The sequence below is a fragment of the Streptosporangium saharense genome, assembly GCF_014203715.1.
Classification (GTDB): Bacteria; Actinomycetota; Actinomycetes; order Streptosporangiales; family Streptosporangiaceae; genus Streptosporangium; species Streptosporangium saharense.
Map to the genome: position 1 here is coordinate 314716 of NZ_JACHJP010000007.1, position 25420 is coordinate 340135.

Annotated in this window: 23 protein-coding genes; 13 read left to right on the plus strand and 10 right to left on the minus strand. The window is 70.3% G+C overall.

The features are described 5' to 3' along the window. Positions 1 to 61 precede the first annotated feature (61 nt). Positions 62 to 628, minus strand: coding sequence for a TetR/AcrR family transcriptional regulator (locus FHS44_RS28930; protein ID WP_184720304.1), 567 nt, complete (start codon positions 626 to 628; stop codon positions 62 to 64). Between the two features lie 75 nt (positions 629 to 703). Here FHS44_RS28930 and FHS44_RS28935 point away from each other — a divergent pair, with 75 nt between their 5' ends. The 3 genes from FHS44_RS28935 to FHS44_RS28945 all read left to right on the plus strand — a co-directional run bounded on the left by FHS44_RS28935 (position 704) and on the right by FHS44_RS28945 (position 5217). Continuing rightward, positions 704 to 3820 (plus strand): bifunctional cytochrome P450/NADPH--P450 reductase, encoded by a 3117-nt coding sequence (locus FHS44_RS28935; protein ID WP_184720311.1) that lies wholly within the window; start codon positions 704 to 706, stop codon positions 3818 to 3820. A gap of 80 nt (positions 3821 to 3900) precedes the next feature. Next, complete coding sequence (locus FHS44_RS28940) at positions 3901 to 4266, plus strand: hypothetical protein (RefSeq protein ID WP_184720313.1); 366 nt, start codon at positions 3901 to 3903, stop codon at positions 4264 to 4266. A 213-nt stretch (positions 4267 to 4479) separates the two neighbouring features. Continuing rightward, complete coding sequence (locus tag FHS44_RS28945) at positions 4480 to 5217, plus strand: TraR/DksA family transcriptional regulator (protein ID WP_184720315.1); 738 nt, start codon at positions 4480 to 4482, stop codon at positions 5215 to 5217. 46 nt (positions 5218 to 5263) lie between these two features. On the opposite strand, the gene FHS44_RS28950 is transcribed toward FHS44_RS28945, so the two are convergent. After that, positions 5264 to 6292 carry a GDP-mannose 4,6-dehydratase gene (locus FHS44_RS28950; RefSeq protein ID WP_184720317.1) on the minus strand — a complete coding sequence of 343 codons (1029 nt, stop codon included), beginning with the start codon at positions 6290 to 6292 and terminating at the stop codon, positions 5264 to 5266. 267 nt (positions 6293 to 6559) lie between these two features. Between FHS44_RS28950 and FHS44_RS28955 the strand changes: the two genes are divergently transcribed. From FHS44_RS28955 to FHS44_RS28980, 6 genes are all read left to right on the plus strand, one after another. Further along, on the plus strand, positions 6560 to 7804 hold the full coding sequence (locus FHS44_RS28955; protein WP_184720319.1) for a glycosyltransferase family 4 protein: 1245 nt from the start codon (positions 6560 to 6562) through the stop codon (positions 7802 to 7804). A gap of 31 nt (positions 7805 to 7835) precedes the next feature. Continuing rightward, complete coding sequence (locus tag FHS44_RS28960) at positions 7836 to 8549, plus strand: class I SAM-dependent methyltransferase (protein WP_184720321.1); 714 nt, start codon at positions 7836 to 7838, stop codon at positions 8547 to 8549. Positions 8550 to 8580: 31 nt separating this feature from the next. After that, positions 8581 to 9621, plus strand: a complete 1041-nt coding sequence (locus tag FHS44_RS28965) for a prenyltransferase (RefSeq protein ID WP_184720322.1) — start codon at positions 8581 to 8583, stop codon at positions 9619 to 9621. Positions 9622 to 10350: 729 nt separating this feature from the next. Further along, positions 10351 to 11292 (plus strand): DUF1702 family protein, encoded by a 942-nt coding sequence (locus FHS44_RS28970; RefSeq protein WP_184720325.1) that lies wholly within the window; start codon positions 10351 to 10353, stop codon positions 11290 to 11292. Between the two features lie 310 nt (positions 11293 to 11602). After that, positions 11603 to 13249, plus strand: a complete 1647-nt coding sequence (locus FHS44_RS28975; protein WP_184720327.1) for an FG-GAP repeat domain-containing protein — start codon at positions 11603 to 11605, stop codon at positions 13247 to 13249. After that, positions 13246 to 14100: an enediyne biosynthesis protein UnbU gene (locus FHS44_RS28980; RefSeq protein ID WP_184720329.1), complete on the plus strand. Its 855-nt coding sequence runs from the start codon at positions 13246 to 13248 to the stop codon at positions 14098 to 14100. The genes FHS44_RS28975 and FHS44_RS28980 overlap by 4 nt, the downstream gene beginning before the upstream one ends. Here the strand turns inward: FHS44_RS28980 and FHS44_RS28985 are convergent. After that, positions 14007 to 14639 carry a class I SAM-dependent methyltransferase gene (locus FHS44_RS28985; protein ID WP_184720494.1) on the minus strand — a complete coding sequence of 211 codons (633 nt, stop codon included), beginning with the start codon at positions 14637 to 14639 and terminating at the stop codon, positions 14007 to 14009. The two genes, FHS44_RS28980 and FHS44_RS28985, sit on opposite strands and share 94 nt — an antisense overlap. Before the next feature lie 196 nt (positions 14640 to 14835). Here FHS44_RS28985 and FHS44_RS28990 point away from each other — a divergent pair, with 196 nt between their 5' ends. Together FHS44_RS28990 and FHS44_RS28995 are read left to right on the plus strand one after the other, a co-directional pair. Further along, positions 14836 to 15030 carry a ferredoxin gene (locus FHS44_RS28990; RefSeq protein ID WP_184720331.1) on the plus strand — a complete coding sequence of 65 codons (195 nt, stop codon included), beginning with the start codon at positions 14836 to 14838 and terminating at the stop codon, positions 15028 to 15030. Between the two features lie 2 nt (positions 15031 to 15032). After that, positions 15033 to 16118, plus strand: a complete 1086-nt coding sequence (locus tag FHS44_RS28995; protein WP_184720333.1) for an alcohol dehydrogenase catalytic domain-containing protein — start codon at positions 15033 to 15035, stop codon at positions 16116 to 16118. 460 nt (positions 16119 to 16578) lie between these two features. On the opposite strand, the gene FHS44_RS29000 is transcribed toward FHS44_RS28995, so the two are convergent. Then, on the minus strand, positions 16579 to 17571 hold the full coding sequence (locus tag FHS44_RS29000) for an AraC-like ligand-binding domain-containing protein (protein WP_184720335.1): 993 nt from the start codon (positions 17569 to 17571) through the stop codon (positions 16579 to 16581). A 219-nt stretch (positions 17572 to 17790) separates the two neighbouring features. On the opposite strand from FHS44_RS29000, the gene FHS44_RS29005 reads away from it, so the two are divergent. Further along, on the plus strand, positions 17791 to 18432 hold the full coding sequence (locus FHS44_RS29005; RefSeq protein ID WP_184720337.1) for a dioxygenase family protein: 642 nt from the start codon (positions 17791 to 17793) through the stop codon (positions 18430 to 18432). A gap of 467 nt (positions 18433 to 18899) precedes the next feature. Continuing rightward, positions 18900 to 19958 (plus strand): NAD(P)H-dependent amine dehydrogenase family protein, encoded by a 1059-nt coding sequence (locus FHS44_RS29010; RefSeq protein WP_184720339.1) that lies wholly within the window; start codon positions 18900 to 18902, stop codon positions 19956 to 19958. Between the two features lie 55 nt (positions 19959 to 20013). Here FHS44_RS29010 and FHS44_RS29015 read toward each other — a convergent pair whose 3' ends face one another. From FHS44_RS29015 to FHS44_RS29040, 6 genes are all read right to left on the minus strand, one after another. Then, the gene (locus tag FHS44_RS29015) at positions 20014 to 20520 is read right to left on the minus strand and encodes a flavin reductase family protein (protein ID WP_184720341.1); all 507 of its coding nucleotides are present in this window, start codon (positions 20518 to 20520) and stop codon (positions 20014 to 20016) included. A gap of 177 nt (positions 20521 to 20697) precedes the next feature. After that, entirely contained in the window at positions 20698 to 21234 is a 537-nt protein-coding gene (locus tag FHS44_RS29020) for an NADPH-dependent FMN reductase (protein WP_184720343.1), read from the minus strand. Further along, positions 21231 to 22568, minus strand: coding sequence for an LLM class flavin-dependent oxidoreductase (locus FHS44_RS29025; protein ID WP_184720345.1), 1338 nt, complete (start codon positions 22566 to 22568; stop codon positions 21231 to 21233). Before FHS44_RS29025 ends, FHS44_RS29020 begins: the two co-directional genes overlap by 4 nt. Continuing rightward, a complete protein-coding gene (locus tag FHS44_RS29030; RefSeq protein ID WP_246436173.1) occupies positions 22565 to 23437 on the minus strand; it encodes an ABC transporter permease in 873 nt (290 codons plus the stop codon). The genes FHS44_RS29025 and FHS44_RS29030 overlap by 4 nt, the downstream gene beginning before the upstream one ends. Continuing rightward, a complete protein-coding gene (locus FHS44_RS29035) occupies positions 23430 to 24218 on the minus strand; it encodes an ABC transporter ATP-binding protein (protein ID WP_184720347.1) in 789 nt (262 codons plus the stop codon). The genes FHS44_RS29030 and FHS44_RS29035 overlap by 8 nt, the downstream gene beginning before the upstream one ends. Further along, positions 24215 to 25225: an ABC transporter substrate-binding protein gene (locus FHS44_RS29040; RefSeq protein ID WP_184720349.1), complete on the minus strand. Its 1011-nt coding sequence runs from the start codon at positions 25223 to 25225 to the stop codon at positions 24215 to 24217. Before FHS44_RS29040 ends, FHS44_RS29035 begins: the two co-directional genes overlap by 4 nt. Positions 25226 to 25420 lie beyond the last annotated feature (195 nt).

Here is a 25420-nt window from a genome sequence, read left to right on the forward strand (position 1 = left end):
CGGAATCGTGTCTCTCACAAGGGCCTTTTCCAGGGACACTAGCGGGCGGCTGTGACAGGTTTCAGGTGGCGCGGGCCTCCAGCGCGTCCAGGATGAGATCCACGGCGGCGTCGAAGGTGGTCTCGGCGTCCCCCGCCGGGTCCAGTTCGGCGAGCAGGCCAACGGCCTCGGCGGTCAGCAGGCCGGAGACGAAGGTGTAGAGCACCGTGCGGATCCGCAGCAGTTCCGCCGCGGGGACTCCGGCGGCGACCAGGACCCGGTTGAAGACCACCCACATGCCCTCCTCCTGCTCGACGAGGTCGGGGTGGCTGTTGACGTAGGACCACAGGGCCGGGTGCGAGAGCGCGATGGAGCGGTAGGCGTGGGCCAGCGCGCGTAGCTGCTCCTGCCAGGGGGTGCCGTCGTCGGGGGGCAGCGCCAGTCCCTGGGCGACGGCCGTACAGGCTCCGCGCAGCAGCGCGTCCTTGCTCTCCACGTGGTGGTAGAGCGACATCGGGTTGACGTCGAGCTCGGCCGCCAGCTTCCGCATGGACAGGCCCTCGACCCCGCCTTCGCCCACCATCCGCAGAACAGCCGTGTAGATCTCCTGGATTGTCAGGGGTTGTCCCCTTCGCGCGCTCACTGCCATACACCGTATGGTAGCTTGAGACATACGGTGTATGGCTGGCGGTTCCGGATGCCGCCTGGTAAAGGAGGAGTCCGCATGTCGGCGACGCGTTCCATCCCCTCCCCCCAGGGGCTGCCACTGCTCGGCAACACGCTCCAGGTCCCCGCGCACTCGCCCGACGCGCACTTCGAGAAGCTCGCCGCCGAGTACCGGGAGGAGGGTCTCTTCCAGCTCGAACTGCTCGGCCGCAAGGTCCTGTTCGTCTACGGCCCCGACCTGGTCGCCGAGCTGTGCGACGAGACGCGCTTCTACAAGGGCATCGACCCGCCGCTGTCCATCGTCCGCGACTTCGGCGGCGACGGGCTGTTCACCGCCCGCCACGACGAGCCGGTCTGGGGCCACGCGCACCGCATCCTGATGCCCGCCTTCAGCCAGCGCTCGATGAAGGCCTACTTCCCGCAGATGCTGGAGGTCGCGCGCAACCTCGTCGACAAGTGGGCGGTCTCCGACGAGGTCAACGTCCCCGACGACATGACCAGGCTCACCCTGGACACGATCTCCCTCACCGGGTTCGACTACCGGTTCAACTCCTTCGACTCACCCGAGCTGCATCCCTTCCTGCAGGCGATGGGCCGCACGCTGACCGAGGCGATGCTCCGCAACCGGCAGCTCCCCTTCGTCACGAAGCTCAAGAAGAAGCAGGAGACGGCCTACCGGTCCGACATCAAGGTCATGCAGGACCTGGTGGACGACGTCATCCGGCGGCGCAGGAGCACGGGCGGGAGCGGCGCCAAGGACCTGCTCGGCCTGATGCTTGAGGCCGCCGACCCGCGCAGCGGTGAGCGGCTCTCCGACGAGAACATCCGCAACCAGGTCCTGACCTTCCTGATCGCCGGGCACGAGACCACCAGCGGCCTGCTGTCGTTCGCGCTGTACAACCTGCTGCGCAACCCGCACGTGCTGGCCAGGGCCTACGCCGAGGTCGACCGGCTGCTGCCCGGAGACACCGTCCCGACCTACGACACGATCATGAAGCTCGACGTCATCCCGCGCATCCTTGAGGAGACGCTGCGGAGCTGGTCGCCGATCCCGGCGTTCGCCGTCAAGTCCTTCGAGGACACCGAGATCGGCGGCTACCCGGTGCGCAAGGACCAGACGGCCGTCATCCTGCTGGGACCGCTGCACAAGAACCCCCGGGCGTGGGAGCGGCCGGAGGAGTTCGACATCGACCGCTGGCTCCCGGAGAACAGGACCGGCCACCACCCTGCCGCCTACAAGCCCTTCGGCAACGGCGAACGGGCCTGCATCGGCCGTCAGTTCGCGCTGACCGAGGCGAAGCTGGCGCTGGCCATGGTGCTCCAGCGGTTCGCGATCTCCGACCCGGACGCCTACCGGATGAAGGTCAAGCAGATGCTCACCCTCAAGCCGGAGGACTTCACCCTCAGGGTGCGGGAGCGCAGGGCGCACGAGAGGGGCGTGGCCGAGACGGCCGAGACCGTCCAGGAACAGCCGGTCGAGGTGGCCGTGACGGGAGTCGGCCTCACGGTGGCGTACGGTTCCAACCTCGGCACCGCCTCCGACGTCGCCGAACGGCTGGCCGAGGTCGCCGGGCGCTCCGGCTTCGCGACCACGCTGACCACCCTCGACGATCTTGAGCCGCCCTCAGAGGGGCTGCTCGTGGTGATCACCTCGACCTACAACGGCAAGGCGCCGGACAACGCCCAGCGCTTCGACGCCCTGGAGGCCCTGCCCGCCATGGACGGGGTGCGCTTCGCGCTGCTCGGCTGCGGCAACACCCAGTGGCCGACCTACCAGGACTTCCCCAGGCGCGTCTTCGACAAGCTCACCGCGGCGGGAGCCGTACCCCTCGTGGAGCGGGGGGAGGCGGACGCCGACGGTGACTTCGACGGCGACGTCTCGGCGTGGACCGCCGCGCTGTGGGCGGCTCTGGCGGCGGAGTACGGCGCGTCGGCTGCCGAGGCCGGTCCCCGCTACGAGATGGACGTCCTCACCGAGGCCGACGTGCGTCCCGCTGTCGTCTCCCCGCAGGCGGTCCCGCTGACCGTGGTCTCGACCGAGGAGCTGACCGGCGACCCGACCGGCCTGTGGGACTTCTCCCGCGAGGCGCCCAGGCCCGGGGTCCGCTCGATCGTGGCCGAACTGCCAGAGGGCACGTCCTACACGGCCGGTGACCACATCGCGGTCTTCGCCAAGAACGCCCCCGAGCTGGTCGAGTGGGCGCTGCGTCAGCTCCACGTCCCCCGCGACCAGGTCGTACGGCTGCGCGCCAGGAGCACGACCCACCTGCCCGTGGACACCCCGGTGACCGCAGGGCTGCTGCTGACCGAGTTCGCCGAGCTCCAGGAGGTCGCGACCCGCTCCGACCTCGCGACGCTGGCCGAACACACCGGGTGCCCGTGGACCAGGGGGCAGCTCGCCGAGCTTGAGGCCTCCTACGCCGACGAGATCCTCGCCAAGCGGGTCTCGGTGCTCACGCTGCTTGAGCGGCTCCCGGCGGTCACGCTGCCGCTGCCGGTCTTCCTGGAGATGGCCGGGCCGATCAAGCCGCGTTACTACTCGGTCTCCTCCTCGCCGCTGGCCGACCCGCGCAGGGTCAGGATCACCGTCGGCCTGGTCGAGGGGCCCTCGTGGTCGGGCGGCGGCGCCTACCGGGGCATGTGCTCGGCCTATCTGGCGGGCCTGGAGCCCGGTGACGTCTTCTACGGATACGTACGGGTGCCCAGCCCGCCGTTCCGGCTGCCCGACGACCCGGCGACGCCGGTGGTCCTCGTGGGCCCCGGCACCGGGTTCGCCCCGCTGCGCGGCTTCCTTGAGGAGCGGGCCCTGGCCGGGGCCTCCGGTCCCGCCGAGGTCTTCTACGGCTGCCGCCACCCCGAGCACGACTGGCTGTACCGCGCCGAGCTGCTCGGCTGGCAGGAGGCCGGGATCGCCCGGATGCACACGGCCTTCTCCGCGCTCGAAGGGCACCCCTTCAAGTATGTCCAGGACGCGGTCACGGCCGAGGCGGACCGGGTGTGGGAGCTGCTCGAACAGGGCGCCCACGTCTACGTCTGCGGGGACGGGCTCCACATGGCCCCCGCCGTACGGCGTGCCCTGGCGGCGATCCACCACGGCAGGACCGGGGGCGACGGCGAGGCGTGGCTGCGTGAGCTTGAGGCCGAGGGCCGCTACCAGCAGGACGTCTTCGCCTGACCCTGCTTCCCGGGATGGAAAGGGCATTCCATCCCATATGTGAAGTGCTCTTTCGCAGAACGTCGACTATGGTCGAGGTGATGAGGGAACCGCGGTGGGGCACACCCAGGCCCACCGCGGCGATGGCGGTGGGTCTCCTCCTCGTCGTCCTGATGGCGGCCGTCTCCCCCTCCCCGTGGTCCGGTGGTTGGAGACCGACGGACACGGGCACCAGCTTCTGGGTTCCCGGCGCCGACACGGCCACCCGGTCGACCGCCCCGAGACTGCTCGCCGGTGGGACCGAGCACCTGCCGACGCCGGGACAGCTCCGTTCCTCCCTCGCGGTCGGCGCCGTGGTCACGGCCCCCGGGCCGCTGCCCTCGGCCTGGCTTCCGACCGGCCCCGCCGCGGCGCCCAGGCACGACGTCCAGCGCGCCGTCACCTCACGCAGCCCGCCGTACGTCTGACGGTGACCACAGGGGACACGCGGCTTGAGGCCGCCTTTTCCCGTTTTTTCGTACTTGGACGAGCTTTGCTCTGACGAGTTCTCCCTTACCCCGACGAGTCCGCGTCGAGCGGTGGCCAGGGCGGGGTTCCACAGCCGTTTCGAGTTCCGGCTTTCCCGGTGGCGGCCATGTCATGGCCATGCCGCCGTGAGTCATCCAAGGAGTCGATGTCCCATGGGCGACATCAGGTCGACAAGCAGGCTGCTTGAGGACTACCAGCGTCACACGACACATCTGGAGGAGCTGCGCGCCCTCCTGCACGAGCGGCTCGCCGCCGCGCGGGACGTCATGACCGAGACCGAACCCGAGACCGGGACGGGGGCCGGGGACGAACCGGTCTCCCTGTCCGCCAGGCGGGCCGCCCGCGCGGCGAGGACCGCCACGGAGATCGAGGCCGCCATCGAACGGCTCGACTTCGGGGTCTACGGCACCTGCGAGCAGTGCGGGGTCTTCATCGCGCTGCGGCGGCTGCGGCAGGAGCCGCACACCCGGCACTGCGACGACTGCGACACCTCGCGCGTCCTCCCCGCCGGACCGGCCCTGGCGAGCTTCCCGAACCTCAGAAAGGACCAGAACACCATGATCTCCGACGTCCACCTCAGCAGTGTCCAGCTCGACTCCATCCGTGAGGAGCTCGAAGGGCAGCTCATGCGGTGGACCAGGCAGCTCTCCGAGCTTGAGGCCGCGGTCGGCGACGACTCGGTCCAGGTGTCGGAGAAGTCGGGTCTGCTGGCCGACATCGTCTCCGCCGAGCGCAGCGCCTCCGTCCTGCGCACCGCGCTGAAGGAGATCGCCGAGCTGACCTACGGCCGCTGCGACGGCTGCGGCTCCGGCATCCCGTTCGAGCGGCTCAAGGCCCGCCCGCTGGCGCGCTTCTGCATGAACTGCCAGCGCCGCCACGAGAACGGCTGACCAACCACACCCGGGACCCGTCTCCACGGACGGGTCCCCGTCGGACTCAGGGCCAGGAGGAGTCCTGGTCGGGGTCGCCGCCCTCCGACAGCAGCTTCAGGTCGGACTCGACCATCATCGCGATCAGCTCCTCGAACGAGACCGAGGGCTCCCAGCCGAGCTGCTCGCGGGCCTTCTTCGGGTCGGCGCACAGAAGATCGACCTCGGCGGGGCGGTGCAGCGAGCGGTCGGTGACCACGTGGCGCTCCCAGTCGAGGCCCACCGCGGCGAAGGCCGCCTCGACCAGCTCGCGGACCGTGTGCGTACGGCCGGTGCCGATCACGTAGTCCTCCGGCTGACCGGCCTGGAGCATCAGGTGCATCGCCCGCACGTAGTCGCCCGCGTACCCCCAGTCCCGGCACGCCTCCAGGTTGCCAAGGCGCAGGTGGTCGGCGAGCCCGAGCTTGATGCGGGCCGCCCCCAGGGAGACCTTGCGGGTCACGAACTCCGCTCCCCTGCGCGGGGACTCGTGGTTGAACAGGATCCCGGAGACCGCGAACATCCCGTACGACTCGCGGTAGTTCTGGGTGAGGAAGTGCCCATAAGCCTTGGCCACGCCGTACGGCGAGCGGGGGTGGAAGGGGGTGATCTCGGTCTGCGGGGTCTCCCTGACCTGGCCGAACATCTCCGAGGACGACGCCTGGTAGAACCTGATCTGGCCGGACTCCGCGGGCGTCCTCGACGAGGAGACGCCCGAGCAGACCCGGATGGCCTCCAGCATGCGCAGCACGCCCATCCCGGTGACCTCGCCGGTCAGCTCCGCCTGCTCCCACGACATCGGCACGAACGAGATGGCGCCCAGGTTGTAGACCTCGTCGGGCTGGACCTTCTCGACGGCGGAGATCAGCGATCCCTGGTCGAGGAGGTCGCCGCGGACGAGGGCGACGTCCCGCAACAGCCTGCGCACCCGGGAGACGCGGGGGTTGGCCTGTCCCCTGACGAGCCCCCAGACCTCGTAGCCCCGATCGAGCAGGCACTCGGCCAGATAGGAACCGTCCTGCCCGGTGATACCGGTGATCAGCGCGCGCCTGGCCAACGCGTCCTCCTCGCTCGTGAAAGCCGTGTGACGGCGAATGTACCGCCACGCCCGTCGCCGGACACGACTCAGGGCCCCAGTACCCTAGAACACGTTCCACCGAACGTCGCTCGGTTGGTGTGACGCCGCAGTTGGCGCGCGACAGAAGTGGCTTTAGCACCGTTTCCACATTAGGTGGAAGAGAGATACCGAATGGTAAGATCCGAATACTGAGGTCATCTTTCACGGTACCTGTCCCCTTCCGGACAGGCTGAGGAAGGGGTTGCCGTGCCGGATGCGGACTTCCTGCGGGTCGCGTTGCTGTCCTACCGGAGCAAACCGACCTGCGGCGGACAGGGTGTCTACCTTCGTCATCTGAGCCGCGAACTGGTCGGCCTCGGCCACCACGTCGAGGTCTTCTCCGGTCAGCCGTACCCCGAGCTGGACGAGGGGGTCGTCCTCAACAAGATCCCCAGCCTGGACCTGTACCGCGACGAGGACCCCTTCCGCACCCCGAAGCTCGGCGAGTACCGCGACTGGATCGACCTCCTTGAGGTCGGCACCATGTGGACCGCCGGGTTCCCCGAGCCTCTGACCTTCACCCTGCGGGCCCGCCGTGAGCTGGCCAAACGCGTCGGCGACTTCGACGTGGTGCAGGACAACCAGACGCTCGGGTACGGCCTGCTCGACATCCAGAAGCTGTTCCCGGTGGTCGGCACCATCCACCACCCGATCAGCGTGGACCGCAGGATCGAGCTGCGTGAGGCACCGCTGCGCAAGCGCCTCACGCTCAGGAGGTGGTACGGCTTCGTCAGGATGCAGGCCAGGGTCGCCCCCAGGCTGAACCCGATCCTGACCGTCAGCGAGTCCTCGCTGGCCGACATCCACCGCGACTTCAACGTGCCGCAGTCCAACATGCGGCTCATTCCGCTCGGCGTCGACACCCGCTACTTCCACCCGCGACCCGAGCTGCCCAAACGGCCCGGCTCGATCGTCGCGGTGGCCAGCGCGGACTCCCCGATGAAGGGCGTGGCCACCCTGCTGCGGGCGGTCGCCAAGCTCGCCACCGAGCGCGAGGTGAACCTCACCGTGGTCAGCAAGCCGACCCCGGGCGGCCCGACAGAGAAGCTCGTCTCCGAACTCTCCCTGCGCGAGCGGGTGACGTTCGTGCACGGCATCTCCGACACCGAGCTGGGCGAGCTGATCGCCACCTCGGAGGTCTCGGTCGTGCCCTCCCTCTACGAGGGCTTCTCGCTGCCCGCCGTCGAGCACATGGCCTGCGGCACCCCGCTCGTCGCCTCACGGACCGGCGCGCTTCCCGAGGTCGTCGGCGACGCCGCCGTCCAGGTCGCGCCCGGCGACCCCGAGGAGCTGGCCACCGTACTGCGCCGCCTGCTCGACTCGCCCGAAGAGCGGGCCGAGGTCGGGCGCAGGGGATACGAACGGGTCATGGAGCGCTACACCTGGCGTGTCGTGGCCCAGCGCACCGTGGACGCCTACCGCGAGGCCATCGCCGCCCACCGCCCCCGGTGACCGGCTTCACCTTCTTCACTAGGAGCGGCAAGTGCTGACCGTCGACTTCGACCGGCTGCCCGTAGGACCGGGCCTGCGCGTCCTCGACCTGGGCTGCGGGGCGGGACGGCACGCCTTCGAGGTGCTGCGCAGGGGCGCGGACGTGGTGGCCTTCGACATGGACGCCGAGGAGCTCGAAGGCGTCGCGGGCATGTTCGCCGCGATGGAGAAGGAGGGCGAGGTGCCCGAGGGCGCCGTCGGCGAGACCGTGACCGGCGACGCGCTGAAGATGCCCTTCGAGGACGCCACCTTCGACCGGGTGATCGCCGCCGAGGTGCTCGAACACATCCCCGACGACATGGCCGCGATGCGGGAGATCTTCCGGGTGCTCAAGCCGGGCGGCCGGGCCGCGATCACGGTGCCTAGCTTCCTGCCGGAGCGCATCTGCTGGGCGCTCGACGAGGCCTACCACACGGCCCCCGGCGGGCACGTGCGCATCTACACCCTGGCCGAGCTGAGCGCGAAGCTGAAGGCCGTCGGCATGGAGATCGGCTCCCACCACCACGCCCACGGGCTGCACGCGCCGTACTGGTGGATCAAGTGCGCGGTCGGCGTCGGCAACGACGACCACCCGCTGGCCAAGGCCTACCACGAGCTGCTGGTGTGGGACATCATGAAGCGCCCGGCCGTCACCCGGATCGCCGAGACGCTGCTGAACCCGTTCATCGGCAAGAGCGTGGTGCTCTACGTGCGGAAACCCGCATGAGTCCGTACGGCCCCGCCACCGGGAGCGGCCGGTGAGATGGGAGCCGGTCGTCGAGACCGCCCTGAGCATCGCCGCCGTACAGGAGGCCGACGGCGGCATCCCGTGGCCCGAGGGGCACGTGGACGCCTGGAACCACGTCGAGTGCCTGATGGCCATGGGCGTCGCCGGGCTGACCGGCCCCGTGCGCAGGGGCTACGACTGGCTGGTGCGCACCCAGCGCGTCGACGGCTCGTGGCCGATGAAGCTGGTCGGCGGCCAGGCCGTGGAGCGCGGCGGGGAGTCCAACCACGCCGCCTACGTCGCGGTCGGCGTCTGGCACGAGCTGCTGGTCACAGGTGACGTCGGCTTCGCCCGCGAGATGTGGCCTGTCGTCAGGTCCGCGCTGGACTTCGTGGTCGGGCTGCAGACGACCCGGGGCGAGATCGTCTGGGAACGCGCCGCGGACGGCAGGCCCGCTGCCTACGCCCTGCTGACCGGCTGCGCCTCCATCCACCAGGGACTGCGCTGCGGCGTGCTGCTCGGCGAGCGCCTCGGCGACCCGCAGCCCGACTGGGAACTGGCCGCGGACCGGCTCGCCCACGTGCTCACCGCCCACCCCGAGGCGTTCGCCGACAAGAGCCGCTTCTCGATGGACTGGTACTACCCGGTCCTCGGCGGCGCGGTGCGGGGTCCCGCCGCGCGGGCGCGGCTCGACGCCGAGTGGGCCGTCTTCGTCGTGCCCGGCCTCGGGGTGCGCTGCGTCTCCGACCAGCCGTGGGTGACCGGCGCCGAGTCGTGCGAGCTGGTGCTCACCCTGGACGCCCTCGGCGACCGGGAGGAGGCGCTGCGGATCTTCACCGACATGCAGCGCCTCAGGCACGAGGACGGCTCCTACTGGACCGGCTGGCAGTTCACGAACGAGAAGTGGTTCCCGCACGAGCGCTCCGCCTACACCGCCGCCGCCGTGGTGCTCGCCGCCGACGCCCTGTACGGCCACACCCCGGCCTCCGGCCTGTTCAGGGACGCGGGAAGCATCCTCGGTGAGCGCCCGGCCCAGGACTGCGGCTGCAGCCACGCCGGTTCCCCCGCCTGACGGTTTCTTCGCCGTAATCCGAGGCGGTGCTTGAAGGCTCGGGGACGGCTCACTACGTTCGGGCACGTGAGCGACACGGAGGGCAAGGGAGAGGTCACGGGGGGCGACGGAGGCGCGACAACGGTCGTCGCACCCGGCCTTTCCCGTACGGCGGAGGCCGAACCGGCCCCGGAGCCGAAGACCGAGGTCCGGGACACACCCGAGGAGACACCACCCCCGGAGCAGCCCCCACCCGCCGAGGGACCCTCTTCCGAGGGACCGTCCTCCGCGAGCCTGTCTTCGGAAGACCCGTCCGTCGAGGGGTCGTCCTCAGCGAGGCCGTTCTCCGAAGGTCCGTCTGTCGAGATGCCATCCTCCGCCAGGCCGTCCGCCGAGGGACCGTCCTCCGAGAGGCCAGCCGCTGAAGACCCACCCACCGAGAGGCCATCCGCCGAAGGCCCGCCCACCGAGAGGCCGTTCTCCGAAGGCCAGTCTGTCGAGATGCCATCCTCCGCTAGGCCGTTCTCTGAAGGCCCGCCCTCCGTGAGGCCAGCCGTTGCAGGCCCACCCACCGACAGGCCGTCCGCGAGGCCAGCCGCAGAAAGCCCGCCCGCCGAGGAGTCGTCCTCGGAAGGTCCGTCCGCCGAGAGGTCTTCTTCCGAGGGGCAGCCTTCCGAGGATGCCACCGGCCCCATCCACTCCCCGGCCCTGTTCCCCGCTCTGACGGACACCCTGTCCCCCGCCGAGCTGATGCCGCCAAGGCCACGCGGCCTGCCCTGGCTGCTCTGGCAGGACCCGGCCAGGATCGGGTTCGGGGTGCGGCGTTTCCGGCTCGGCCCGGCCAGGGAGCACCTGGAGACCGCCGGTCAGGCGTACGTCGCCGGGCACAACGCGGTGATCGCGGGCGTGCCCGAGCGGATCGACGACCTGCGCGAGGAGCTGCGCGGCTACGCCTACGAGGGGGCGGGCATGGCCTGCGCGACCCTCGACGTGCTCACCGCGACCGGCGGCAGGCGGCTCAGGAGCCTGCTCAGCGGCCAGGGCGTGCGCTACCCGCACCTGATCCATCTGGGTGCGGGCCGGGGGTACGCCCGGCTGGGGATGCGCCCGATGTGGGGCATCCGTTCCGTCCATCCGCTGCTGCGCTGGCTGGCCTTCGACGGCTTCGGCTTCCACCAGGGCTTCCACGCCGCCGACAGGACGGTCGGACGTCAGCGTACGGCGGGCCTGCTCGACCGGACCAGGAGGGCGATCTTCGACCAGGGGGTCGGCCGGATGCTCTGGTTCCACGAGTGCGCGGGTGTCGAGGACGTCATCCTGCGGGTGGCCGAGTTCCCGCTCGGCCGCCGCGCCGACCTGTGGAGCGGGATCGGGCTGGCCGCCACCTACGCGGGTGGCGCGCGGACCGGCGAGCTGGAACGGCTGAGCGCCGCCGCGTCGGAGGACGGCTTCCGCGCCCACCTCGTGCAGGGCGCCGCCTTCGCCTGCTCGGCCCACCTGATCTCGGGGACCGTGCCCCAGCACACCGCCGACGCCGTACTCGCCCTGTGCGAGGTCGGCGTCGAGGAGGCGAGCAACTGGACCGACACCGCGCTCGTCGCCCTCGGCCACAACGCCCACACCGGCGACCACTACCAGGCATGGCGAGCCGGAGTCAGAAAGGCCTGGGCAAGACGCAACCGCGACTCATAACACCACCCGCTCCCCCCAGAGAGCGCACCGAACCCAACGCCGTCCCGGGAAGGCACACGGAAACGACACCCACCCCGAAAACGGGACATACCCTCCCAGAAGACACGCGGAGCCCCAACAGCCGCCCAGGAAGGACACGGACCGGACCTCCACCCCGGAGACGCGAGGGACACGGCCTCGGGAAGCACGCGAAACCACGGTGTCCTCCCCAAAGGCACACAGGAACTCGGCAACCACCCACGAAAGGCGTGGAGACACGACCCCCACCTCGCGGACGCGCCCGGACAGGCGCAGGGACACGGCGACCGCTGTGCCCTCGACACTCCCGATGCTCCCGGTGCCGCCCGGCCCCCTGCTCCCCCTCCTAGCCCTGGCCGTCGTCGCCGTCGGATGGGTGCTGACCGGGACGGCCGAGCCGTCCAGCCCCTCCCCCGCGGCCACCTTCTCCTTCGTCGCCGACCGGCTCGGTCCTCCCGGCCAGGCCGGGGGCTGGGGTCCCGCCGCAGGGGTCGCGCTCTTCGACCTCGACGGTGAGCTCGTCTCTGACGACGTCTGCCTGACGGATCCGCGTCGCGGCGGGGTGAGCGTGGCGCCCGTGCCGGGAACGCACGGCGGCTACCGCCCCTTCAGGCTGACCGCCCCCGGGCCGCGCGGGACGCCGACCGGTTGCCTGCCCGCGGACCTCGACGAGGACGGCAGGCAGGACCTGGTCGTCTCCTACCGGGGCCGCTCGCCCTCGTTGTTCGTCCGCCTGCCGGGAACCCGCCCCTCCGCCGCCGCCTTCGGCCACCGCGACCTGGTCGTACGGCCACAGCCGTGGAACACGGCCGCCATGACCGTGGGTGACTTCGACGGCGACGGCCACCTCGACCTGGTCGTCGGCGACCACCTGCCCCCGGGCGGGGCCGTACGCGACCGGGCACCGGACGCCCACGACGGCGGCGGGGTGCGGCTCTACCTCGGGACCGGGACGGGCGCCTTCACCGAAGCGGAGGACGCGTTCGGCGAGGCCGGGCGGACGGGCAGGACCCTCGCGCTCGGCGTCCAGGACCTCGACGGCGACGGGCTGCCCGAGCTGTACGTGGCCAACGCCCTCGGCCCCGACGTGCTGCTGGTCAACGAATCCGCGCCGGGCAGGGCTTCCTTCCGGACGGCGTCGGGCACCCGGGGCCTGACCACGCCGAGGTCGTCCGTCCTCGGCCGTGACTCCTCGACCGGCACGGGGGTCGCCTTCACCGACCTCGACGCGGACGGCACCCAGGACATCCTCGTCGGACGCGGCCCCGTCTTCGTCTCCACGGCCCTTCCCGGGTTGCGGGAACGTCTTCACGCGGGCGTGGCGCCGTACGAGGACCGGGCGGGAGAGCTGGGGCTCGGCGGTGTCGGGCCATCGTGGGACGTCAGGGCCGCCGACCTCGACAACGACGGCCACGACGAGATCATGTACGCGGTCGAGGCGCCGGGGGGCGTCGCCCTGTTCGCCGGGGGCGCGGGTGTGGCGGGGCCGGTGGCGCCGGGGGGCGACGCGACGGCCCTGGCGGTCGGCGACGTGGACGACGACGGCCGTCTCGACGTCGCGGTCTCCGGCCTCACGACCCCGGCCACGCTGTACCGCAACCACGGCGTCACCGCCCCCTTCGTCGGCCTGCGCCCCCGCCTGCCCGCCGGTCCCTGCGGCACGGTTACCGGCGGCATGACCCGTCCGGCGATCGGGGCGCAGGCCAGGCTCAGGCTGCCGGGCGGAGGCACGCTCGCCCGGCAGCTCTACCCCGCCTCCTCGGCGCCCGAGCTGCTCCTCGGTCTCGGCGAGGCCGACACGGGCGAGGCCGCCCTGCCCGTCAGCCTGTCCTGGCGTGACGAGTGCGGTATCCCGCGCACCGCCGCCGTCTCCCTCGACCCCGGCTGGCACGACCTCCTGCTGACCTCGCGGGGCGTGTCGGAGGTGAGGCGCCGGTGACGCGCCGCCTGGCGGTCTCGGTGACCGTGGTGACCCTCGCCGGGCACCTCCTGCTCGGGTTCGAGCAGGCCTACCTCGCGCCGGTCGTGGGTGTCCTCACCGGCGTGGCCGCCGAGGTGGCGCTGGAGACCGTGCGGGCGTGGGCGCTTCGCGACAGGCCCCGCTACCTGACCGACCGCGCCTTCCTCCTGCCGTCCTACGTCGAGGGCCTGCTGTGCGCGATGCTCCTGTACGGCGGGGCCCACCTGGCCGGGGTCGCGCTGGCCGCCCTGGTCGGGGTCGCGAGCAGATACGCCCTGCGGGCCGGGCCTTCGGGGACGCCCTTCGTGAACCCGGTCGCCCTGGGGGTGACCGTCGCTTCGCTGCGCCCCGGGGTCGAGACGGCGCCGCCGTACCAGTTCACCGCGTGGGTGCCGGAGGCGCTGCACCCGCTCGTGCCGCTGGCGCTCCTGGCGCTGGGGCTGGCGTGCCTGCGGCCTTCCGGGCGGCTGCCGCTGGTGCTGGCCTGGACGGGCGGGGTGGTCCTGACCGGGCCGGTCATGGGTTTCGGTCCGCTGCCGGTGACGGGCGCGGCGTTCGTCCTGCTCACCTGCTTCGTGCTGCCCGACGTCCGCACGACGCCGTCCCGGCCGCGTGACCAGGTCGTCTTCGGTCTGTGTGCCGCCGCGCTGTATCTGGCGCTGCCCAGCCCCCCGGTCGCCCTGCTGACGGTCTGCGTGCTGCGGGGGGTGTGCCTGGCCGTACGGCGTGGGCGGGGTCAGCCGATTCCGGGGCCGACGCGTTCCAGGACGCGCAGCGAGCCCTCCCGCCTGACCTCCCGGAACGCTCCGGAGTCGAGGGCGCGCAGGTAGACGCGGTAGGGCTCCTGGCCGCCTTCGGCCGGGTCGGGGTAGATGTCGTGGAAGACCAGTGCCCCGCCCTGGGCGACGTGCGGCGCCCATCCCTCGTAGTCGCCGGTCACCGGCTCCCGCGAGTGGCCGCCGTCGATGAAGAGCATGGCCAGCGGGGTGCTCCAGATCGCGGCCACCCGCTCAGAGCGGCCGACGACGGCGACGACCTCCTCTTCGAGACCCGCGGCGGCGATCGTGTGCCGGAAGGTCGGCAGGGAGTCCATCCTGCCGAAGCGCGGGTCCATCAGCGTGGGGTCGTGGTGCTCCCAGCCGGGCTGGATCTCCTCGGAGCCCCGGTGGTGGTCGACGGTGACGACCACGGAACCGGCAAGCCTGGCCCCCGCCCCGAGGTAGACGGCCGACTTCCCGCAGTAGGTGCCGATCTCGCAGATCGGGCCGCGCGAGCCGTACACGACGGCCGTCTCGAAGAGGGCGAGACCCTCGTCGGGCGGCATGAACCCCTTGGCGCCGAGGGCGGCGTTCAGCAGGTCCCGGGGCATGGTCGCGTCGCTCACCGGAGCAGGCTACCGGGGACCGAACAACATTCCGAACGACCCTTGCCGGTCGGTATGCAACATGTTCTACTTTGCACCGTGAACCAGCGCCCCCTCGGGGTGAGGCGGGCCACGCAGGGCTTACGGTCTGATCCAGGGGCGGGTTCCCTCTCTGACCTGTCCCGCGCGTAGGAGGTTCACGATGAAGGTCACGGTCGACTCCATGGTGTGCGAGGCCAACGCCGTCTGCACCGGCCTCGCCCCCGAGGTCTTCGAGCTCGACGATGACGATCACCTTCACGTGCTGCTGCCGGAACCGCCACCGGAGGCGTGGGACCGCGTCCGGCACGCCGTACGGTCGTGCCCGAAGGCCGCGCTGTCCATCGAGGGCAGCTAGTCGTGCGCGGCGCGCTGCTGCACGCCGTCGGCGACGACCGCCTCGACATCCGCGACGACCTCACCCTCGCCCCCGTCGGCCCCGGCGAGGTCCGCGTCAGGATCAGGGCGACCGGTGTCTGCCACTCCGACCTCTCGGTGATGAACGGCGTGCTGCCCATGCCGCTGCCGATCGTCCTCGGCCACGAGGGCGCGGGCGTGGTCGTCGAGACCGGCGAGCGGGTGACTTCGCTCTCCCCCGGCGACCACGTGGTCGTCAACTGGACCCCGGCCTGCGACGACTGCCCGAACTGCCGGGCGAACCAGCCGTTCCTGTGCATGACGTACATGAAGGACGGTTTCGTCAACGCCCGCTTCCGCTACGACGGCGGGACCCCGGCCTACGGCATGGCCGGGTGCGGCACCTGGGCTGAGGAGATCGTCGTCCCCTGGCAGGGCGCGGTCAGGATCGACCCCGAGCTGCCCTTCGAGATCGCGGCGCTGATCGGCTGCGGCGTCACGACCGGCGTCGGGGCCGCGATCAACACCGCCCGTGTCAGACCGGGCTCGACCGTGGCCGTGGTCGGCTGCGGCGGCGTCGGCCTGTCCGTGGTGCAGGGCGCCCGCGTCTGCGGGGCGAGGACGATCCTGGCGATCGACCCGCTGGAGTCCAAGCACGAACTGGCCCGCGAGCTCGGCGCCACCCACACCGTCACCCCCGACCAACTCCCCGACGCCATCCGCACGCTCACCGGAGGCCGGGGGTTCGACCACGGCTTCGAGGCGGTCGGCGGATCCGCGACCATCATGACCGCCTGGAAGGCGACCCGGCGCGGCGGCGACGTCATCGTGGTCGGCGCGGGCGCGGCCGACGACCTCGTCCCGCTGAGCGCCTTCAACCTGCTCTTCGAGGGCAAGAACATCCTCAGCTCCCTGTACGGCGGAGCCGACGTCCGCAGGGACTTCCCTTTCCTCGCGGAGCTCTACAAAGCAGGCAAACTTGACCTGGAAAGCATGATTACCACTCGCCTTCCACTCTCAAACCTTAATGGAGCCATAAATGCACTGAAAACCGGCGAACCCCTCCGCCAAATCATCCTCATGGACTAGCCCGAAAAACCCTCATCTTTACGGCCCCACCGATCTCCAGCGCAAAGAGTTTCGGCTTTGGGACACAGATACGGGACACGAAGAGTTTCGGCCCGGGGCTACCGGCGCCGCGCCTGAAGGTTCTGGCTTGGGGTGCCAGCCGCCAGCCGTGAAGGGTTGGCTTTGGGGTTACCGGTGCTGTGCGTGAGGAGTGTCCGGCTTGGGCGCGTCGGTGAGCTGGACTGAGGAGCGACGGAGCGCAGCGGAGGAGCGACGAGGGAAGTCACCGACCTCAGGCGCCCAAGCCCGCGCCGCCGCCAGGCGGCGCAAAAACAGCAGGACACGGCCTGCGTCCATCCATTCGATTGAACGCAGGCCGTGCCCACGCATCCGCCCCCCACCGGGTGGATGCGGGTTCTCGGGGTACCGCTCTCTCGCCTTGTGGGCGTCAGGGCACTGTCCCCGAGTGGTCGTCCGCCGGTCAGGCGGGCTGGCGCTGGGCCGTACCGCCGTCCTCGACGTCCTCGTCGGCGAGGGCGGCTCGGTAGTCGCTGGGCGCGCAGCCGTAGATCCGCCGGAAGGCCCGGCTGAAGGAGGCCGCGTCGGAGAATCCCCAGCGTGCCGCGATGGAGCTGACCCGGTCGGCCCGCAGGTGGGCCGTGGACAGTTCCCTGCGACAGCGGTCCATCCTGCGGGTTCGCACGTGGGCGGCGACGGTCATGCCGGCCGCGTGGAAGATCCGGTGAAGCTGGCGCACCGAGACGTGGTGGGCGTGCGCGATGACCGCGGGCGACAGGTCCGGGCGGTGCAGGTTGCGCTCTATCCAGTCGGTGATGCACTGCAGCAGCTCGGCACCCGCGCCGGGCACCGGCGACTCACCGCTGAGCCGCTCGCTCAGAGCCGAGGTCACCATGTTGACGATGGCCTCCCCAAGGTACTGGCCGTGTGGCCCGTCTACGGCGTCTCCCTCGGCTGCGAGGGAGGTCAGGAAGGAGACGGTCAGTCTCCCCGGTCCCTGCCTGCTGGCCAGCAGGGTGCCCGCCAGGTCGGCCACGTGGGCCGCAGGTAACGGGATGGCAGAGCGCGGCACCGTGAGGGCGAGCAGGTGGTGCGCGTCGAGGACGAGTTCCATCGGACGGCTGAGGTCATAGAAGACCAGGTCTCCGGCGCTCGCGACGACGCGGCGTCCCGCCTGTTCGATGACTCCGGAGCCCCGCAGCAGCAGGCAGAACTTGTAGTTCTCCCTGCCTCCCCTTGTGGTGATGTGCCGTGCGGCACGACTGACCACGTGTGCGGGGGCGCGTACGTCGCTGACCTGGACGGGGCCGAGGGTACGGCTCGCGATGCGGCCGGCGAATCCCCCGGTGTCCCCGGCCCGCAGCTGTAGCGGGCCGAAGGCGTCCGACACGACATTACGCCAGAACTCGACCTGCTCCCTCGGGGGCAGGCCGGCCGTACTGACGAGTGTGGGCATGACGCTCTCCTCGGCGTTAATGAGGCGATGACCCTAGCTTCACCCCTGGTTTCTACTCGGCGGCAATCCCATTCAGATCCAACATGGCGTTATGCCCGGCACGCCCTGACAAAAGACTGGCACTTAGAGTCAACCTCGCCAGTCAGGCGAATGGATATACACATCTGGAGCCGTGCGCACCCCCCAAGCACGGTCACACCTCGCCGAAGGAGAACCTCGATGTCCGAGATTCCTCTCACCCCAGAAGAGGAAATGGAGTCCGGCCTGAGCCGCAAGCAGTTCGTCGCGGCGGTCGGCCTGGGCGCGATCGCCGCCCCGGTGGTCGCGGGCGCCATGGCGGGTCCCGCCTCCGCGCTGCAGGGGCAGGCCCTGCCCCTGGCCTGCACTCCCGGCGGCTCGACCACCATCGCGCAGACGGAGGGGCCGTACTTCAAGCCCAACTCTCCGTTGACCAGCAACATCGTCCCCGCGGGCGCGAGCGGCACCAAGCTGACGGTGACCGGCCGTGTCTACAGCCGTTCGTGCAAGCCGCTGGTGAAGGTGCTGCTGGACTTCTGGCAGGCCGACAACGCCGGTAACTACGACAACTACGGCTTCAAGTTCCGTGGCCACCAGTTCACCGACGCCAACGGCGCCTTCTCGCTGACCACGATCGTCCCGGGCCTCTACCCGGGCCGGACCCGGCACATCCACGTGAAGCTGCAGGCGCCCAACAGGCCCATCCTGACCACGCAGCTCTACTTCCCGGGTGAGCCGCGCAACCAGACCGACACGATCTACGACCCGCGTCTCCTCATGAACGTGCAGACCGTGCCGGGTGGGCGTACGGCCTCCTACGAGTTCGTGCTCAACGTCCCCTGACGGTCCGTCTGATCTCCTGACGGCCTCCTTGGACCGGCCGGGTCGTCGTTCCGCCTATCCCGTAGCCAGGCGGAGCGGCGACCCGGCCCCGTCCATAACTTCGGCGTCTGGAGGACATAACTCAGGACCGTTCCAGAAGGGCCGTGACACATCGTCTGTCAAGGCGCTTGTCAAGCAAGATGCCTGCCGGAAATGTCGCATCAGAGATGTTTGGTGGGATATCGCCCACGCCTCACCAGAACATGCTTCCAGACCCCGAACGGTGCCTTCTTCGCACGTCATGGGCCATGATGGTCGCATCCGTGCCCTTCTAAGCATGGAGGAAAACGACAGGATGTCAGACCGTCGCGGATAGTGATCGAGCGTATGAATTTCTGCTAAAGTTTCTGCTCCTACCGGGCGAGGGTAAAAACGATGCAACTCCTCCGAGTACGGCCCTGCCCAAAGACCCCGGGCTGGAGGCCCCCATGCCCCCATCGCCGCCCCTCCGCGTGGTCCAGTGGGCCACGGGCGCCGTTGGTAGATACTCCCTGCGCACCCTGATCCGTCGCCCCGAGTTCGAGCTCGCCGGGGTGCTCGTCTACGACCCCGACAAGGTCGGTCTCGACGCCGGTCCGCTCGTCGGACTGCCCGAGACCGGCGTCCTGTGCACCGACGACGTCGAGCGGATCCTCGCTCTCGACGCCGACTGCGTGCTGCACATGCCGTTGCCCGCCTCCTCCTTCGGAGGTGATCCGTCCCTGGACGTGGAGACGTTCTGCGCCCTGCTCTCCTCGGGCAAGAACGTCGTGACCACGACCGGGTTCGTCTACCCGTGGTGTTACGGCCCCGCGGTGGTCGGGCGCATCGAGGCCGCCTGCGCCGCGGGCAACTCCTCCCTGCACGGCACCGGCATCAACCCCGGCTTCGTGAGCGACATGCTCCCGCTCGCGCTGAGCGGCCTGTCCACCAGGATCGACCACGTCTACGTCCGCGAGTCCTCCGACTTCAGGGGGCACCCGTCCCGTCAGCTCGTGGTCGACCTGTTCGGCTTCACCCGCTCGGCCAAGGACTACGCGGCCGCGGTGCGCCCCTTCCGGGCCTACCAGCGCGGGCTGTTCGCCGAGAGCGTCCAGCTCGTGGCGAGCACCCTCGGCGTGGCCCTCGACGAGGTCGAGGAGAGCGACGAGTTCGACCTCGCCTCAGAGGAGTTCGAGATCGCCGCGGGCGTGGTCAGGAAGGGCACGGTCTGCGCCTCCCGCTGGACGTTCAGCGGGCTGGTCAGGGGCCGTCCCTTCATGACCGTCGAGTGCGTCTACAAGGCGGACGCCACCAAGGTCGACCGCTGGTCGGCACCGGGCTTCACCGTCCACATCGAGGGCGTGCCGCAGATGACGGTCACCGTGGACGAGATCTCCCACGGCCTGGCCGGGGCCGCGGCGCACGCGGTCAACTCGGTGGCCGCCCTGTGCGCGGCGCCGCCGGGCATCCGCACCATCCTCGACCTCCCCCTGCCCACCGGGCGGGGCACCGTACGGCTGGCGTGAGAAGACGGTTGACCTGACAGGCGGGGGCGCCCGGTGGGGCGTCCCCGCCCGACGGTCAGGTGTGCGGCGTGAAGCGGCCGAACCTGCCCCGGTGATAGAGCAGGGGACGGTCGTCGGAGACGAGGTTGGTCTCGGTGACCAGGCCGACGACGAGGACGTGGTCACCGATGTCCACGGTCGAGTGGGGAACGCAGACGAGCTGGGCCGAGACTCCCCCGAGGACCGGGACCCCCTGGGGGCCGTTCCACCACTCGGTGGGGGCGGCGAAGCGGTCGACGCCCTTGCGGGCGAACCTGGAGGCCAGCTCCGCCTGGTCGCTGGCCAGCACGTTCACCGCGAAGTGCTCGGCGAGCCTGAGCGAGGGCCAGGTGGTCGAGGCCTGGTCGACGTAGAAGGAGACCAGCGGGGGCGCGAGGCTGACCGAGGAGAACGACGTGGCCGTCAGGCCGACGGGAACCCCCTCCGTCTGCGCGGTGATCACCACGACACCGGCCGCGTGTACGGCCAGCGCCTGGCGGAAACGGTCGGCGTCCACGGCCCGTCCCGGCAGGGTCTCGGTCATGAGTCCTCCCCCGGGCGCCGTTCCTCCTCGGGAACGCCGGAGAGGACCCCGGAACCGGTTGCGACGTTCCGCTCGGTCACTTCTCCTCCTCCAGGGCGTAAACCACGCTTATGATTCGCAACCTATTCATAACGCCTTCTCTTCCCGAGCTCATCGGGGACTCCCCCCGTTCCGCGCTCACGCCGAGGCCGCCGAGATCGCCGTAAGCGCCGCCCGCACCTGTGGGGCGACCCTGTCGGCCCAGGGGTCGAGCACCTCGTCCAGGGCGGGGATCTGCGACTCGATCACCGCGAGGCCGGGGGTGGGCACGGTCGCGCCGAGCTCGACCAGGAGCGGGCGCAGGTGCACCTCGACGGCCAGGCTGTGCTTGGCGTCGCCCAGGACCAGCAGCGGGAGCGCCACGACCGAGGTGAGCGCACCGCCGGGAAGGCGGTCGAGGAAGACCTTGAGCAGGCCGGTGTAGGTGCCCTTGTAGGTCGGGCTCGCTACCACCAGCACGCTCGCCCGCCGTACAAGATCGAGGGCCGCCTCCACCTCGGGCGAGGCCTGTGGGGCGAGCAGCGTGGGGGCCAGGAGCGACAGGTCGACGACCTCGCCCGCCTCCCCCTCGGTCCCCTCGCCGATCCGACCGGCCACGGCCCGCGCCGCCTGGACGGCCACTGTGTATGTGCGCGACCCGGTCCGCGGGTTGCCCACCACTGTCACGATGCTCATGAGGCCACCGATACCTTCTGCTTGAACTGCTCAAAACGGGACACCGGTCGCGCCAGTCCGTAGTTCTGGCGCAGGGTGCGGCCTTCGTACTCGGTTCTGAACAGGCCACGGGCCTGCAACTCGGGCACGACGTGGTCGACGAAGTCCGCCAGGCCGCTCGGCAGGACGGGCGGCATGATGTTGAAGCCGTCCGCCGCGCCGCTGGTGAACCATTCCTGGATCTGGTCGGCGATCAGTTCCGGGGTACCGGCGACCACCCGGTGCCCCCTGCCTCCCGCCAGACGGCCGATCAGCTGACGCAGGGTCAGCCGCTCCCGCCTGGCGAGGTCGGTGACGAGTTTGAACCTGCTCTGCTGGCCGTCCCTGGGCTCGGGCAGCTCCGGCAGGGGCGCGTCCAGCGGGTGGCCGGACAGGTCGGCGCCGAGCATGGTGGAAAGCTGCTGCACGCCGTACTCGGGGATGATCAGATCCTGGAGCTCCCCCTCCAGCCTGAGAGCCTCCTCCTGGGTCGAGCCGATGATCGGCGAGATGCCGGGCAGGACCAGCACCTCGTCGGGGCTCCTGCCGTACCGGGCGAGACGGGACTTGAGGTCGGTGTAGAACTCCTGCCCCTCGGCCAGGGTCTGCTGGGCGGTGAACACGGCCTCGGCGAAGCGGGCGGCGAACTCCTTGCCGTCCTCCGACGATCCGGCCTGCACCAGCAGCGGGTGGCCCTGCGGGGAGCGGGAGGTGTTCAGCGGTCCCCTGACCCTGAAGTGGGTCCCGACGTGGTCGAGGGCGTGGATCCTGCCGGTGTCGGCGTAGCGGCCCGTGGCCCGGTCGTTGAGGATCGCCCCGTCCTCCCAGCTGTCCCACAGCTTGGTGACGACCTCAAGGAACTCCGTGGCGCGGGCGTAGCGGTCGCCGTGCGAGGGGCGCTCGACGCCGAAGTTGTGCGCCTCCGCCTCGGTCGCCGAGGTGACGATGTTCCAGCCCGCCCTGCCGCCGCTGATGTGGTCGAGCGAGGCGAACTTGCGCGCCACGTGGAACGGCTCGTTGTAGGTGGTCGAGACGGTCGCGATCAGGCCGACGTGCTCGGTGACCGCGGCCAGCGCGGCCAGCAGCGTGAGCGGTTCTAGACCGCCGAGGGCGTTGTGCCGGACGTTGCCCCACAGGGCCAGCCCGTCGGCCAGGAAGACCGAGTCCAGCCTGCCCCGCTCGGCGATCCTGGCCAGCTCCTGGTAGTGCCGTACGTCGGCGATCAGCCCGGGGTCGGCGCTCGGGTGCCGCCAGGCGGCCTCGTGGTGGCCGACGCCCATCAGGAACGCGTTGAGATGGAGCCTGCGCTCGGTCATCGGGAGACCCTCCACGTCGAGAAACGGCGCTCCAGACGGACGAGGAGCAGGTTGAGGAGCAGGCCGAGCACCGAGATCGTGAGGATCCCGGCATACATCTCGGGCACCCGGAAGTTGAACTGGGCGTAGTTGATCAGGTAGCCGAGACCGGCCTTCGCGCCGACCATCTCCGCGGCGACGAGCACGAGGATCGAGTAGGCCCCCGCCAGCCTGATGCCGGTGAAGATGGTCGGCACCGCCGCCGGGAGGATCACCTTCTGGAACAGCCTGAACGGCCGCAGCCCCATCGACCTGGCCGACTTGACCAGCAGCGGATCGACCCCGCGCACCGCGGCGATCGTGTTGAGCAGGATCGGCCAGGCGCAGGCGTACAGGATGATCGAGACCTTGGACGTCTCGCCGAGCCCCAGGATCAGCACGAACACCGGGAGGATGGCCAGCGCGGCGGTGTTGCGGAACAGTTCGAGCAGCGGGTTGAGGAAGTCGGCTACCGGCCGGTACCACCCGATGAGCAGGCCGAGCGGGATGGCGGCGACGATGGCCAGGGCGCATCCCGCGAGGGACCTGACCAGGCTGGCCTGGGTGTGGTCGAGCAGCTCGCCCGAGAGCAGCAGGTCCCACCAGGCCACCAGGACCTGCGAGAGCGGCGGCAGGAAGGTGGGATCGACCACGTCGAGACGCGGCAGAACCTCCCAGATCGCGGCCAGCGCGACGATCGCGGCCGTGCGCCTGCCCACCGCGACGGCGGCGCGCGCCGTACCACGCAGCAGGCGGGTGAGGAGGCCGGGGGCGGTGCCCGCCGTACGGGACGCCTCCTGGAGCGCCTCGCGCGCGAGCACCTGGGACGTCGTGACCGAGACGCTAGCCAACGGGGACCACCTCGCTCGCCGCGGCGACCTCGTCGCGCAGCAGGGTCCACACCTCGTGGCGGTACTCGCCGAAGCGGGCGTCGGCCCGCAGGTCGCCCTCGCGGCTGTCGAAGTCGATGTCGAGGACCCGCTTGATCCGGCCGGGCCTTGAGGTCATGACCGCGACCCGCTGGCCGAGGTAGACGGCCTCGTCGATGCCGTGGGTGATGAACACCACCGTCTTGCCGGTCCGCTGCCAGATCCGCAGCAGCTCCTCCTGGAGCGACTCGCGGGTCTGGGCGTCGAGCGCGGCGAACGGCTCGTCCATCAGCAGCACGTCGGGGTCGAAGGCCAGGCTCCTGGCGATGGCCACCCGCTGGCGCATGCCCCCGGACAGCTCGTGCGGGTAGCGCTCCTCGAACCCGCTCAGCCCGACCAGCTCCAGATAGGTCCTGGCCCGCTCGGCGCGCTCCCGTTTCGGTACGGCCTTCGCCTCAAGGCCGAACTCGACGTTCGACAGCGCCGTGCGCCAGGGAAAGAGCGCGTACTGCTGGAACACGACTCCCCTGTCGAGTCCCGGCCCCTCGACCAGGGTCCCGTCGAGAAGGATGCTGCCCCTGCTCGGTACGGCGAGCCCGGCGAGCAGGTCAAGGAGGGTTGACTTGCCGCAGCCGCTCGGCCCGACCAGGGTGAGGAACTCCCCGGCCCGTACGTCGAGGTTGACGTCGTCGAGGGCGGTGAAGGGCCGGTCGGCGCCGCGGACGGCGAACTCCTTGCCGACACCCTGGATCTGGAGCTTCATCCCCTGCCTCCGAACGGGTTGTAGGCGTTGGTGAAGAGGTCCTCGGTCTTGACCTGACCCGGCTTGATCTCACCGGCGCGCTGCAGCCAGTCGATCCAGATCTGGAACTCCCTGGGGTCGATCACGCCGCCCTTGCCCGCGACCCCGCTGCTCTTCCAGAGCTTGATTGCGGCGGTGTCCTCGTTGCGGTTCCGCCTGGCGATGATCGCCTCCGCCCTGGCGACGTACTCCTCCCTTGAGTGGGTCTGGGTCCACTCGACGGCCTTGGCGACCGCCTCGACGAACTTCTTCGTGGTGTTGGGGTTGCGCGCGACGAACCTGTCGGTGAGCACGTAGCTGCCCGCGGTGAAGGGGCCGAACAGGTCGATGTCCTTGAAGAGGGCGTGGATGCCGCCGCGCTGCAGGGCCGTGTCACGCAGGACGCCGTTCAGCGCGGCCACGTCGATCTGGCCCTGGCGCAGCGCCTGTTCGGTGCTGATCGGGGGCACGACGACCAGCTCGACCTGCTTGATCTCCTCGGGGGTCAGGCCACCGCGCTTGAGGTACTCCTTGAGCACGGCCTCCAGGTGCGCCCCGAGGGTGTTGACGCCGATCTTCTTGCCGATCAGGTCTCGGGGACCCTTGATCGGCGAGCCGTCGGGCACGAAGTAGCCGACGTAGCTGTCGGCGTCGCTGCCGTAGTAGCCGACGACCGCCTTGATGGGCGCCTTGGCGGCGGCCAGCTTGATGATGGCGCCGTTGAACGCGCCGCCGAAGTCGGTCTGCCCGGTCGCGGCGGCCTGGATGTCCTGCGGTCCTGAGATCGTGTTACCGATCCATTTGAGCTTCAGAGGGGCGAGGTAGCCGAGGTCCTCGGCCAGCTCGGGGAAGGTCACGGCGCCGACGCTGCCCTGGTAGCGCAGCTCCAGGGTCTCCGGCGCACCGGGTTTGGCCGCGGCCTCGGCGCCGCAACCGGCGAGACCGAGCGCGAGCAGCACAAGAAATGGGACGTTTCTGAACTTGATCACGAACGTTTCCTGAGAGATGAAGGAGGGGGGACGAGGGTCGGTTCGTGATCACGGACACTGAGCACTGAACACGCGACAGAAGTCGACATGTGCACACCGGGTCAGATAGAGGCCCATACCGGAGAAGCTACGCACCACTCCACGCCTAGTCAATATTTCCTACTTGTTTTGCATGGAATCGTACGTGAGAAGTAT

Bases quoted from the DNA above. Each gene is read 5' to 3' on its own strand.
- FHS44_RS29015 (WP_184720341.1), bottom strand. From the start codon at position 20,520: ATGACCGAGACCCTGCCGGGACGGGCCGTGGACGCCGACCGTTTCCGC.
- FHS44_RS28940 (WP_184720313.1), top strand. From the start codon at position 3,901: ATGAGGGAACCGCGGTGGGGCACACCCAGGCCCACCGCGGCGATGGCG.
- FHS44_RS28990 (WP_184720331.1), top strand. From the start codon at position 14,836: ATGAAGGTCACGGTCGACTCCATGGTGTGCGAGGCCAACGCCGTCTGC.
- FHS44_RS28930 (WP_184720304.1), bottom strand. From the start codon at position 628: ATGGCAGTGAGCGCGCGAAGGGGACAACCCCTGACAATCCAGGAGATC.
- FHS44_RS29025 (WP_184720345.1), bottom strand. From the start codon at position 22,568: ATGACCGAGCGCAGGCTCCATCTCAACGCGTTCCTGATGGGCGTCGGC.
- FHS44_RS29010 (WP_184720339.1), top strand. From the start codon at position 18,900: ATGCCCCCATCGCCGCCCCTCCGCGTGGTCCAGTGGGCCACGGGCGCC.
- FHS44_RS28970 (WP_184720325.1), top strand. From the start codon at position 10,351: ATGCCGCCAAGGCCACGCGGCCTGCCCTGGCTGCTCTGGCAGGACCCG.
- FHS44_RS29035 (WP_184720347.1), bottom strand. From the start codon at position 24,218: ATGAAGCTCCAGATCCAGGGTGTCGGCAAGGAGTTCGCCGTCCGCGGC.
- FHS44_RS28945 (WP_184720315.1), top strand. From the start codon at position 4,480: ATGGGCGACATCAGGTCGACAAGCAGGCTGCTTGAGGACTACCAGCGT.
- FHS44_RS29020 (WP_184720343.1), bottom strand. From the start codon at position 21,234: ATGAGCATCGTGACAGTGGTGGGCAACCCGCGGACCGGGTCGCGCACA.
- FHS44_RS28985 (WP_184720494.1), bottom strand. From the start codon at position 14,639: ATGCCCCGGGACCTGCTGAACGCCGCCCTCGGCGCCAAGGGGTTCATG.
- FHS44_RS29005 (WP_184720337.1), top strand. From the start codon at position 17,791: ATGTCCGAGATTCCTCTCACCCCAGAAGAGGAAATGGAGTCCGGCCTG.
- FHS44_RS28935 (WP_184720311.1), top strand. From the start codon at position 704: ATGTCGGCGACGCGTTCCATCCCCTCCCCCCAGGGGCTGCCACTGCTC.
- FHS44_RS29000 (WP_184720335.1), bottom strand. From the start codon at position 17,571: ATGCCCACACTCGTCAGTACGGCCGGCCTGCCCCCGAGGGAGCAGGTC.